Source organism: Streptomyces sp. NBC_01537, assembly GCF_045040445.1.
In the GTDB taxonomy this organism is placed as follows: domain Bacteria; phylum Actinomycetota; class Actinomycetes; order Streptomycetales; family Streptomycetaceae; genus Actinacidiphila.
Genome location: NZ_CP109392.1, coordinates 4,900,436 through 4,912,379 on the forward strand (window position 1 = coordinate 4,900,436; position 11,944 = coordinate 4,912,379).

Annotated in this window: 8 protein-coding genes; 1 reads left to right on the forward strand and 7 read right to left on the reverse strand. The window is 69.6% G+C overall.

The window, feature by feature from the left end:
• Window positions 1-2 precede the first annotated feature (2 nt).
• The 3 genes from OG607_RS22560 to OG607_RS22570 all read right to left on the reverse strand — a co-directional run bounded on the left by OG607_RS22560 (window position 3) and on the right by OG607_RS22570 (window position 6,327).
• The gene (locus tag OG607_RS22560; RefSeq protein WP_405726279.1) at window positions 3-1,829 is read right to left on the reverse strand and encodes a serine/threonine protein kinase; all 1,827 of its coding nucleotides are present in this window, start codon (window positions 1,827-1,829) and stop codon (window positions 3-5) included.
• A gap of 118 nt (window positions 1,830-1,947) precedes the next feature.
• Window positions 1,948-3,984 (reverse strand): murein biosynthesis integral membrane protein MurJ, encoded by a 2,037-nt coding sequence (murJ, locus tag OG607_RS22565; protein ID WP_405726282.1) that lies wholly within the window; start codon window positions 3,982-3,984, stop codon window positions 1,948-1,950.
• 9 nt (window positions 3,985-3,993) lie between these two features.
• On the reverse strand, window positions 3,994-6,327 hold the full coding sequence (locus tag OG607_RS22570; protein ID WP_405726285.1) for a DUF6049 family protein: 2,334 nt from the start codon (window positions 6,325-6,327) through the stop codon (window positions 3,994-3,996).
• Between the two features lie 121 nt (window positions 6,328-6,448).
• On the opposite strand from OG607_RS22570, the gene OG607_RS22575 reads away from it, so the two are divergent.
• Window positions 6,449-7,867, forward strand: coding sequence for a CCA tRNA nucleotidyltransferase (locus OG607_RS22575; protein WP_405726288.1), 1,419 nt, complete (start codon window positions 6,449-6,451; stop codon window positions 7,865-7,867).
• Between the two features lie 107 nt (window positions 7,868-7,974).
• Here OG607_RS22575 and OG607_RS22580 read toward each other — a convergent pair whose 3' ends face one another.
• The 4 genes from OG607_RS22580 to OG607_RS22595 all read right to left on the reverse strand — a co-directional run bounded on the left by OG607_RS22580 (window position 7,975) and on the right by OG607_RS22595 (window position 11,728).
• Complete coding sequence (locus OG607_RS22580) at window positions 7,975-8,583, reverse strand: hypothetical protein (RefSeq protein WP_405726291.1); 609 nt, start codon at window positions 8,581-8,583, stop codon at window positions 7,975-7,977.
• 5 nt (window positions 8,584-8,588) lie between these two features.
• A complete protein-coding gene (locus OG607_RS22585; RefSeq protein WP_405726294.1) occupies window positions 8,589-9,902 on the reverse strand; it encodes an MFS transporter in 1,314 nt (437 codons plus the stop codon).
• Between the two features lie 90 nt (window positions 9,903-9,992).
• A complete protein-coding gene (locus OG607_RS22590; RefSeq protein WP_405726297.1) occupies window positions 9,993-11,075 on the reverse strand; it encodes an inositol-3-phosphate synthase in 1,083 nt (360 codons plus the stop codon).
• Between the two features lie 62 nt (window positions 11,076-11,137).
• The gene (locus OG607_RS22595; RefSeq protein ID WP_405726300.1) at window positions 11,138-11,728 is read right to left on the reverse strand and encodes a helix-turn-helix transcriptional regulator; all 591 of its coding nucleotides are present in this window, start codon (window positions 11,726-11,728) and stop codon (window positions 11,138-11,140) included.
• Window positions 11,729-11,944 lie beyond the last annotated feature (216 nt).

Genomic DNA, 11,944 nt, shown 5'->3' on the forward strand with positions numbered 1-11,944 from the left:
GCTCAGCTTGTGACGGTGATCTCGGACACCTTGCCGCGATATGTGCCGTCACTGGTCAGCGGCAGACTGGTCAGCCAGACCAGAACGTACCGTGCCTTCACCGCCTTGCCCGGCTTCAGCGTCACCTTGCTGCCGGTGCCGGAGGCGACCTTGGAGAAGTCGCTCAGGCTGTCGGGCATGGACGAGGTGTCGGAGGACGCGGCCCGCAGCTCCACCGAGGTGGTGTCCCCTATGAAGTCGACCTTCACCGAGCCGACCTGCTGGGTCTTGCCCAGGTCGAGGATGAGGCCGACGCCCGACTTGAGGCCGCCGAAGTCGGCCCGCGAGTACCAGCTGGTCTCCCAGTACGTGGCCGTCTTGCCGTCATAGGCCAGCGACACCTTGCTGGGGGTCTCGACACCGCCGTCCGTGCCCTCGGGGTCGAAGTCCTTGGCGCCCGCGATGCTGATCGCCTTGCCCGAGCCGGTCTGGTCCGTGCCACCGCTGCCGCTGGCCGACGGTGAGGTGCTGGCGGTCGTGGTGCCGTTGCCGCTGGACTGGTCGCCGCCGTTCATGAGGGCGTCCGCGAGCTGCCAGCTGCCGAGGCCCAGGGCCGCGATGAGGAGGCTGGAGACGGCCCACTTCAGGGCCTTGCCCGTACGGCCCCCGGGCAGGGCCGGCGGCGGCCCGACCGGCAGCGGGGCGGTGGGCGGAGCGCCAGGGGGCACCTGGCGGGCCGGGGGCTGGCGGTAGGCGCCCTGCTGGTAGGTGGTGCGCTGGTAGGGCGAGGCCGAGGGCACGGTCTCCGGGGGCCGGATCTTGGGGATCGCGGCGACCGCCTTCGCGAGCTCCTCCGGGGTGGTGCAGGGCTGCAGTTCACGGAACGCGGTCGCGCCGTCGTTGACCAGGGCCCGCATCGCGAGCTCGGACAGCCCGCGGTGCACCCCCGCCCGCACCTGGTCGGGGGCGACCAGGCCGACGTCCTTGGGGAGCCCGTTCAGCCCGTGCTCGTCCTCGGGATAGGGCCAGCGCCGGGTCAGGGACGCGTACAGCAGGGCACCGATCGCCTCGGTGTCCTCGCGCTGCGGGCGGTCGGAACTCACCCCGTGCAGCGCCGCCGCGACGGCCAGGCCGCGGATGCGGTACTGACCGGACTCGGTGCGCAGGACGCAGTCCGGGCTGATCCGCAGATGCGCGAGCCCCTCGCGATGGGCGGCGGCCATGGCCTGAGAGATCTGACTGGCCATCTGGTAGGAGTCGTGCGGCTCCAGCGGACCCGAGGCGAGGATCGCCGTCAGATCGGTGGCGTCGGGGAGCCACTCGTGGATGACGTAGACGAGGTCGTTCTCCTCGACGGCGTCGAGGACCTGGACGAAGCGCGGGTCGCCGAGCAGCGCCGCCGAGCGCGCGGCGGCGAGCACCGGACGGGCCCGGCTGTGGTCCGAGGGAAGAATGTGGATGCCCACGGCGCGGCGCAGCTTCTCGTCGACCGCTCTCCAGCTGCTGAAGCCGTCGACCCGGGTGACGCACTCCTCCAGCCGGTAACGCCTGGCGAGTTTGTGGCCGCTGTGGAGCTCCGGCGGCTCAGCGGCGGGCGTGTTCTGCGCAGTTGGCGAACTTGGCGTACTCGGCAAGCTCTTTGTGGCCTCTGCGGTCTCTGCGGTCTGCTCGCCCTTGTCCTCCGGGGACTTGTCCTCAGGGGACTTGGGCGGCGCCGTTGTCTCTTTGGGGATCTCGCTCAGGTCTTTCGTCGCGTCGTCGGCCGTGGCACTGTCCGCTTGGGCGGTGAGCGGCTTGGTGTCGCCGCTCTCGTTGGCCACTCCGACGGCAGCCGTGCTCCGTTCCGCCACCGTCGTTCCTGCCTCCCCATCCGTTGCAAGATCCTGACAACACCGCCAAGGACAATTGTGCCAACAGTCCGGCGCTATGCACGACACGCGGCGGGCTGTGAAAGTTGTGCGGACGCGGTCAGCGTCCCAGTCGGCCGCGGACCATGCCCACCATCGCCGTCATCTCCTCGATTCGCATACGTTTCGCCGCCACGAAGAAGACTCCCAGCAGGATTCCGCCGCCGAGGACCACCGAAAGCAGCGATGCGGGCGCGCCGTGGCCCAGGGTGTGCGAGATGCCGTAGACGGCGGCGCCCGCGAGGGCGGCAGCCGGAATGCCCGCGCCCACCAGCCGGGCGTAGGTCCGTACGACACGCTTGCCGTCGAGGTCGCCGCCCAGGCGCTTGCGCAGCCGCCTGACGGCGATTCCGACGCCGACCATGTAGGCGAGTCCGTAGGTCCCGGCCATGCCGACAACGGCCCAGCGTGCGGGGAGTGTCAGATAGCAGACGGCGGAGCCGACGGCGTTGACGGCGGCGACGATCACCGTGTTGTAGAAGGGAGTACGGGTGTCCTCGTACGCGTAGAAGCCGCGCAGGACGATGTACTGCACCGAGTACGGGATCAGGCCGAGGCCGAAGGCCATCAGGACGAAGCCGATGTTGAGGGCGCCGCTGTCCGCGCCCGCGTACAGCAGGGTGGAGATGGGGGCGCCGAGGGCGAGGAAGGCGAAGGCGCACGGGACGATCGCGACGCCGGAGGTACGCAGCCCGTAGGAGAGGTCGTCGCGCACGGCCGCGGCGTCGCCGTCGGCGGCCGCCCGGGAGATGCGGGGCAGGACGGCGGTCATGACGGAGACCGTGATGATGGCCTGCGGCATCTGCCAGAGCGCCAGTGCGTAGTTGAAGGCGGTGATGCCCGTGCCCTTGAAGCCCTGGTCCGCGGCCTGGGAGCCGGCGGCGGTGGCGAACTGGGTGAGGACGATCATGCCGAGCTGGTTGGCGAGGACGAAGAAGAAGGTCCACTTGGCGAGCTTGGCGGCCTTGCCCAGGCCGTGCCCGCGCCAGTCGAAGCGCAGCCGGATCCGGAAGCCCGCGTCGCGCAGATACGGGGCCATGGCCAGAGCTTGGACCGTCAGGCCGAGCAGGGTGCCGATGCCGAGCAGCCGGACACCCTCGGGGGTGATCTTCGACGAGTCCATGCCGGTGCTGGAGTACGAGCCGAAGGCCCAGATGAAGGCGCCGAAGGTGGCGATGATGACGATGTTGTTGAGGACCGGGGTCCACATCATCGCGCCGAACCGGCCGCGTGCGTTGAGGATCTGACCCAGCACCACATGGACGCCCATGAAGAACATGGTGGGGATGCAGTAGCGGGCGAAGGAGACCGCGATCTCCATCCGGACCGGATCTGACGCGATGTCATGGGACATCATCTGGATGAACGCCGGGGCGAAGACGACACAGATCGCGGTCACCGCGGCCAGGCCCACCATGACGAGGGTCAGCAGGCGGTTGGCGTACGCCTCGCCACCGTCCTCGTCGTTCTTCATGGCGCGGACGAGCTGCGGGATGAAGACCGCGTTGAGGGCGCCGCCGCCGACGAGGATGTAGATCATCGTCGGGAGGGTGTTGGCGACCTGGTAGCTGTCGTTGAGGGTGCTGACACCGATCGCGGTGGCCATCACCAGTGTCTTGAGGAAGCCGGTGGCCCGGGACACCAGGGTGCCGGCCGCCATCAGCGCGCTGGACTTCAGCAGGCTGCTCGCCCGGCCGGCCGCCTTGGGCTCGGCCGCCGCCGGGGCAGGCTCCGAGGGGGGCTCCGGCGGCTGCGGCTGTTCACGGAAGAGGTGGTCGTACGGGTCCTGCTCCGGCTGGCCGTCGTAGGCCGCGTGGGAGACCAGCTCGTCGACGCCCACGTACTGCGGCTGGGGCGGCTGCGGCTGCCCGTACGGCGGGTAGGGCGGGTACGGCTGGGCCGGCGGCGGATGCGCGGCGCGGTCGTAGAGGGCTTCGCCGACGGGGTCCTGTGCGGTCGGGTCCTGCCCCTGGTACGGATCCCGGGCGTAGGTGTCCTGCAGATACGGGTCGGGCGCGGGGCGCTGCGCGGGTGGCTGGGGGATCTGCTGATCCCACGCTTCCCGGCTGCGGTCACCGTCGTACGGCGCGTTCGTCACTGGCCCACCTTATTGAATGTGCGCGGGATTACTTGTGCGGGCGCTGCCGGAAGCGTCAGGTGCCGGGCCGGCCGGCTCTTCGGGCCCGGCATCGCCACCCTCGCCGGTGTCGCCGTCCGCGTCGCTGCCGGCGCCCTCGGCGGTCCCGGCGGCGGCCCTGCGCTTGCGCTGGCTGTACATGCGGACCCCGGCGAGAACCAGGAGCAGGAGGCCGCCGGCGATGACCAGCATGACGGTGGAGGTGATGGAGGTGACATTCACCTGGAAGGTCATGGAGTCGCCGTAGCGGGCGCCGTCCTTGGTGTAGAGCTGCGCGGTGACCGTGGTCAGGCCGTTGCGCTTGGCGGAGGCGTCGAACTTCAGCGAGCGGGTGTGACCGCCATCGACGGTGACCGGCTGGGGGTCGCCGATGTCGAGGCTGTTGTCCTGGCCGGAGGTGAGCCGCAGTTCGAGACCGGTGACGGCCTGGCCGAGCTCGTTCTTCACGGTCACCGGGATGGTCGCGCTGCGCCCGGAGAGGGTGAGCGTGCCGCCCTTGTCGAGGATGTGGACGAGTCCGGTGAGCTCGGTCAGGTAGGTGCCGATGGCGTCACGGAAGTCCTCGGCGCCGCCGGAGTCGCCGCGCCACTGGGTGGACATCGAACGCAGCAGCGCGGTTCCGAAGGGGACGCTGACCCGGCCCTGGACGCTGAGGATGACCACGAAGCCGTTGAGCCGGGTCTGGGTGGACTGGATGGTCTGGAAGGCCGAGGTTGCCAGCTCCTGCTTGCGCAGCGCCGCGGGGTAGGCGGAGCCGCTGGGCACCGTACGGCTGGCGGCCGGGTCGGGGGTGGCCTTGGTGGCGGCGGCGAAGGTGGCCGAGTCGGCCCAGCCGCTCTGCGTCACGGCGGTGATCGCGTCCGCCATGGCCCGCGCCTGGGACGCGGTGGGCATGCGCTGCGGGGCGACGAGGATGCTGCGCTTCTTCTCCGGCGCCTGCATGGTGATCATGAGGGTCTGGGCGATGTACTTCTGGACCGCGAGGGTCTCGTTCCCGGCGTTGAGCATGTCGCCCTGGAAGGCCTTGGAGAGCACCGAGTCGGCGACCAGCGCCGTGGTGCCGCCGCCGAGCGGGCGGGCGGCGGTGGGCGTGTAGCTGAGGCCGGCGCTCTCGCCGAGGCTGTCGCTGCGCGCGATGATCTCGTCGGCGCCGGCCGAGGTGGCGACATCGATGATGGAGGAGTCGACGGCGCCTTCCACCGGCCAGGAGACGTCGGTGTCCGGGGTGATGTCCAGGACGGTCTCGACGGTCTTCGTCGACAGGTCGGTGGCGTTCTTCAGGTCGCCGAGGGTGCCGGAGACATTGCGGCCGTGGTGGGCGATGGAGGCGATGTCCGGGTCGGCGAAGGGCAGCGCCACGACCTCGCGGTCGGCCACGGCGGCCTTGAGCTCCAGCAGCCACTGCTTGGCGTCCTCGGTGCCGGTGCCGGTCGTGGTGTGCCCCAGGTCACCGCCCTCGCCCGCGACCCGGTACGGCTTCGTCATCGCGTCGACGGTCGCGAGCAGGTCGGGATCGATCACCCAGGTGACCGGGAGGTCCCTGCCGAGCTCAACCATCTGCCGCAGCCGCCCGCCGGGCGCGAGGGCCTCCGCCAGGTCGTCGTCGAGGAAGATCGGGCTCTGCTGGTCGTCGCTGTCGCTGCGCACCGTCAGGTGCGGCCGGTCGATCAGCGGCCAGAGGAAGGTGTACTGGGTGGCCTTCGCGCCACCGGCCTGGTACCAGGGGAGGAAGGTCCGCTGAATGCCGAGGATCTGGTTGAAGCCGACGCTGCGGAGCCGGCCGGTGAGGGAGACACCGAGCTGGTAGACGCCGTCCTTGCCCAGTCCGAGGGCGCTCACCGGCACCTTGAGGGTGAAGGGGCGGCTGACGCCCGACGGGAGGTCTTTGATCGCCGCCTCGTGGTCGGTGAGCTCGTATCCGTCGCTCTTGACGTAGCCGGTGCGGGACGCAGCGGTGCTGATGGCGCTGCGGCTGGTCAGCGGGCCGACCTCGGCCATACGGACGCCCACATGGGGAGCGGTCACCGTTTCCTTGCCGCTGTTGGTGACGGTGCCGGACACGGTGATCGTGCCCCCCTTGACGGGCACGGTGGGGGAGAGCGAGTCCAGGGACACCTTGACGCTGCGGGTGTCGCTCGCCGTGTCGGCGTACGCGGGAGGCGCCACCCGGGCTTGCAGGAGCCCGGCGAAGAGCGACGCTCCGGCGAGCAGTGCGGCCATGTGCCGCAGCCGCCGCGAGCGGGCCTGAGGTCTCCCGGGGTGCTGTACCGCCTCGCCCACGCGCTGGCCGTCCCTCGTCGTCATCGGATGTGCGTCCTGGAATGGTAACGATGCCCGCTGAGCCAAAGTGCTGGGGACCGCTCTACAAGATCGGCGACGGAAACCCGGGAGCCGCGGGGCGCCCGGCCACGTACCCTTTTCTGTTGTGCCGAACGCCAACAATGCCTCCCAGACCCTGCCGGCCGCTCATACGGTCGCGCCGGTGGCCGAAGACCTCGGTCGCCGCTTCCAGGACGCCGGTTTCCGGCTCGCCCTCGTCGGCGGCTCGGTCCGCGACACCCTCCTCGGCCGGCTCGGCAACGACCTCGACTTCACGACGGACGCCCGGCCCGAGCAGGTACTGAAGATCATCCGTCCGTGGGCGGACGCCGTCTGGGAGGTCGGCATCGCCTTCGGCACGGTCGGCTGCCGCAAGGACGGCTACCTGGTCGAGGTGACGACATACCGCTCGGAGGCGTACGACCGCACTTCGCGCAAGCCCGAGGTCTCCTACGGCGACACCATCGAGGAGGACCTGGTCCGCCGGGACTTCACGGTGAACGCCATGGCCGTCGCCCTGCCCGGAGTCGGGTTCGTCGACCCGTACGGCGGGCTCGACGACCTGGCACAGCGGGTGCTGCGCACCCCGGGGACCCCGGAGGACTCCTTCTCCGACGACCCGCTGCGGATGATGCGGGCCGCGCGTTTCGCCGCGCAGCTGGACTTCGAGGTGGCACCGGAGGTCGTCGCCGCGATGACGGCGATGGCGGACCGGATCGAGATCGTCTCGGCCGAGCGGGTGCGGGACGAGCTCAACAAGCTGATCCTCTCCGACCACCCGCGCAAGGGCCTGCGGCTGCTGGTCGACACCGGTCTCGCCGACCGGGTACTGCCCGAGCTGTCGGCGCTGCGCCTGGAGAGTGACGAGCACCACCGCCACAAGGACGTCTACGAGCACACCCTGACGGTCCTGGAGCAGGCCATCGCCCTGGAGACGGACGGCCCGGACCTGGTGCTGCGGCTCGCGGCGCTGCTGCACGACATCGGCAAGCCGCGGACCCGGCGCTTCGAGTCCGACGGGCGGGTCTCCTTCCACCACCACGAGGTGGTCGGCGCGAAGATGACCAAGTCCCGGATGACCAAGCTCAAGTACCCGAACGACGTCACGAAGGATGTCGCCCAGCTCGTGGAGCTCCATCTGCGCTTCCACGGCTACGGCTCCGGCGAGTGGACCGACTCCGCGGTGCGGCGCTACGTCCGCGACGCCGGCCCGCTGCTGGACCGGCTGCACAAGCTGACGCGCTCGGACTGCACCACCCGCAACAAGCGCAAGGCGGCGGCCCTGTCGCGTACCTATGACGGGCTGGAGACGCGCATCGCCGAGCTGAAGGAGCGCGAGGAGCTGGACGCGATCCGCCCGGACCTCGACGGCAACCAGATCATGGAGATCCTGGGTGTCGGCCCCGGACCGGTGATCGGCAAGGCGTACCAGCACCTGCTGGAGCTGAGGCTGGAGAACGGGCCGATGGGCCGGGATGAGGCGGTGGCGGCGCTCAAGGACTGGTGGGCGGCGCAGGGCGGATAGCCGGTCGCCCGGCTGGACGCGATGGAGGGAGGGGCATGTTTCACGTGAAACATGCCCCTCCCTCCATCTCCGTCGTCATGTTTCACGTGAAACATGACGACCCGCGGCTACTTCACCGCGGTCAGACAGAGGGTGACCGTGCTCGTCTTCCGGTGGCCCTTCCGGCCGGTGGTGCTGGTCTCGGAGTAGCCGATGGTGCCCTCGGCGCAGAGCGAGGTGTCCCGGGTGTTCTTGTGCACGGCGGCCACCTTGTACGTGGCCTCGGACGAGGTGCAGTCCACGATGGTCATGTCCGGGCTGATGGCCGAGCCCTCGTTCTTCATGCAGTCGCCGACCGCGGCGTACTTGGCGGTGTCCTCGCCGAAGTCGAAGTACTCCAAGGCGCCCCAGACGATGCCCACGCCCGCGAGGATGGCGACGATCTTGATGAGGTTCTTCTTGATGCTGTCGTTGTCGCCGTTCTGCGGTGGTGTCGGCACCTGCGGTATCGGCCCCTGCGGGGCGCCCCACGGCTGCTGCTGTTGCTGCGGCGGATAGGGCTGCGGTGCCTGCGGCTGCTGCGGCGGGTACGCGTAGCCGCCCTGCGGCGGGTAGGGCTGCTGCTGCGGCGGTCCCCACTGCGGCTGCTGCGGCTGTTGCGGGTAACCACCCTGAGGCGGCGGCGGATACGACACGGAGTTCCCCTCGTTGGCGATCGGATGCACGATCGAGGTCACGTACGTTATCGGCGGGCGCTGACGCGCAGCCAGTCACGGACCGAATCCGTTCCCGAGGCGATGCCGAACGCCACCGCCGCGTAGAGCGCCGCCAGCACGGTCAGCAGCACCGCCGACCGGCCGTCGGGAGGCAGCATCAGGGCGGAGACCGCGGCGGCGCCGACGAAGGCCACATTGAACAGGACGTCGTAGAGGGAGAAGACGCGGCCGCGGTAGGCGTCGTCGACGCTGGACTGGACGACGGTGTCGGTGGCGATCTTCGCGCCCTGGGTGGCGGCGCCGATGAGGAACGCCGCCGCCAGTATCGGCGTGGGCTCGAAGGGCAGCCCGAGCGCGGGCAGCAGCACTGCCGCCGAGCCCGCGCAGACCGCGATCCAGCCGGAGGTGCCGAGCCGGCCCGTCGCCCAGGGGGTGATCACGGCGGCCGCGAAGAAGCCCGCCCCCGAGACCGCCACGGCGAGTCCCAGGAGTGCGAGGCCGCCGTCCGGGTCGCCGGCCGGTCCCGTGTCGGTCCAGGCGTACCGGCACAGCATCAGCACTGTGACCGTCAGCCCGCCGTAGCAGAAGCGCATCACCGACATCGCGGCCATCGTCCGCGCGGCCACCGGCCGCATCCGCAGATGACGCAGCCCGTCGGCCAGCCCCCGCGCTGTGTGCGCGAGCGCCGCGCGCGCTCCGGGCAGCACGCGCGAGGGGTCGGGCCCCAGCAGATCCGGTGGCATGGTCAGGGCGGCCAGGCCCGCGCACAGGTAGACCAGCGCCGCGAGCAGCACCACGGTGGCGTCCGCCCCGGTGCCCTTGGCCAGGCCCAGGTGGACCAGGAAGGCCAGGCCGCCGCCCGCGGTCGCCGCGAGCGTGCCGGCCGTCGGCGAGAGCGAGTTCGCCATCACCAGCCGCTCGCCGTCCACGACGCGCGGCAGCGCCGCCGAGAGCCCGGCCAGCACGAACCGGTTGACCGCGGTGACCGACAGCGCGGACAGATAGAACAGCCAGTCCGGGACGTGCAGCAGCATCAGCACCGCCGTACCGGCCGACAGCACCGCCCGCAGCAGATTGCAGTACAGCAGCACCTGACGCCGCCGCCAGCGGTCCAGCAGGACCCCGGTGAACGGCCCGAGCAGCGAGTACGGAAGCAGCAGCACCGCCATCGCGGAGGCGATCGCGGCCGGCGAGGTCTGCTTCTCCGGTGAGAACACCACGTACGTGGCCAGCGCCACCTGGTAGACCCCGTCGGACAGCTGGGACAGCAACCGCACCAGCAGCAGCCGTCGGAAGTCGCGCAGCCGCAGCAGCACCCTCAGATCCCGCACCGAACCCATGGGGCACAGCCTCACATGACGCGAAGGCCCCCGGGTGCTCCACCCGGGGGCCTTCATGAAACGCGTCGTACCAAGGGTCGGCTCAGCGGCTCAGCGCTCGACCTCGCCACGGATGAACTTCTCGACGTTGTCGCGGGCCTCGTCGTCGAAGTACTGCACCGGCGGGGACTTCATGAAGTACGAGGACGCCGACAGGATCGGGCCGCCGATGCCGCGGTCCTTGGCGATCTTCGCGGCGCGCACCGCGTCGATGATGACACCGGCGGAGTTCGGGGAGTCCCAGACCTCGAGCTTGTACTCCAGGTTCAGCGGGACGTCGCCGAAGGCGCGGCCCTCGAGGCGGACGTACGCCCACTTGCGGTCGTCGAGCCACTGCACGTAGTCGGACGGGCCGATGTGGACGTTCTTGGAGCCCAGCTCGCGGTCGGGGATCTGCGAGGTGACGGCCTGCGTCTTGGAGATCTTCTTGGACTCCAGGCGCTCGCGCTCCAGCATGTTCTTGAAGTCCATGTTGCCGCCGACGTTCAGCTGCATGGTGCGCTCGACCAGGACACCGCGGTCCTCGAAGAGCTTGGTGAGCACGCGGTGCGTGATCGTGGCGCCGACCTGCGACTTGATGTCGTCGCCGACGATCGGCACACCTGCCTCGGTGAACTTGTCCGCCCACTCCTTGGTGCCGGCGATGAAGACCGGCAGCGCGTTGACGAAGGCGACCTTGGCGTCGATGGCGCACTGGGCGTAGAACTTCGCGGCGTCCTCGGAACCCACCGGCAGGTAGCAGACCAGGACGTCGACCTGCTTGTCCTTGAGGACCTTCACGATGTCGGCCGGCTCCTCGCCGGACTCCTCGATGGTCTCGCGGTAGTACTTGCCCAGGCCGTCGTAGGTGTGACCGCGCTGCACGGTCACGCCGCTCTGCGGGACGTCGCAGATCTTGATGGTGTTGTTCTCGCTGGCGCCGATGGCGTCCGCGAGGTCGAGGCCGACCTTCTTCGCGTCGACATCGAAGGCGGCCACGAACTCGACGTCACGTACGTGGTAATCACCGAACTGCACGTGCATGAGGCCGGGCACACGGCCGTTCGGGTCGGCGTCCTTGTAGTACTCGACACCCTGCACCAGCGACGCGGCGCAGTTGCCCACGCCAACGATGGCTACGCGAACCGAACCCACGGTTGCTCCTCGTCTAAGTTCAATCGTCATTAGTTGTCCTGCTCAGGACTGAGCAGTCCTGCTCAGTCCTGATCACCGAACGGCGGCTTGGTCCTCCCGGCCCGTTCGGTCTCGATCAGCTCGTTCAGCCAGCGGACCTCGCGCTCCACCGACTCCATGCCGTGCCGCTGCAGCTCGAGCGTGTAGTCGTCGAGCCGCTCACGGGTACGCGCGAGGGACGCGCGCATCTTCTCCAGGCGCTCCTCCAGGCGGCTGCGCCGCCCTTCGAGCACACGCATCCGTACGTCACGTGACGTCTGGCCGAAGAAGGCGAACCGAGCGGCGAAGTGCTCGTCCTCCCACGCATCGGGTCCGGAGTGGGCGAGCAGCTCTTCGAAGTGCTCCTTGCCCGCGACTGTCAGCCGGTAGACGATCTTCGCCCGCCGGCCGGCCAGCGGCGCGGCGAGGGGATCGACCTCCGGCCCACCGGTCTCCTCGACCAGGTAGCCCTGGGAGACCAGTGTTTTCAGGCAGGGATAGAGGCTGCCGTAACTGAACGCGCGGAAGACGCCGAGCGAGGTGTTGAGCCGCTTGCGCAGCTCGTAACCATGCATCGGGGATTCGCGCAGCAGGCCGAGAATGGCGAACTCAAGGATGCCGGAGCGCTTGCTCATGGTCTGCATCCTCCCCGTCCACGGGTCCTCGTCGCTACTCAGTCCCTACTCAGCCACTTATCTCGCCTTGATGTATCGACTCGATACATCACGACGATAGAACGAGCTTCGGGGTCCGGCAAGACGACCCACGGTGAGCGGCGTCACATCGGGAAACCTGTGGGACGTCAACCGCCCCGTTATGTGATGAACGTTGGCCTAGCGCGCCTTTTGACC

Coding starts and splice junctions, on each gene's coding strand:
- OG607_RS22585 (WP_405726294.1), bottom strand. CDS start 9,902: ATGGGTTCGGTGCGGGATCTGAGGGTGCTGCTGCGGCTGCGCGACTTC.
- OG607_RS22570 (WP_405726285.1), bottom strand. CDS start 6,327: ATGACGACGAGGGACGGCCAGCGCGTGGGCGAGGCGGTACAGCACCCC.
- OG607_RS22595 (WP_405726300.1), bottom strand. CDS start 11,728: ATGAGCAAGCGCTCCGGCATCCTTGAGTTCGCCATTCTCGGCCTGCTG.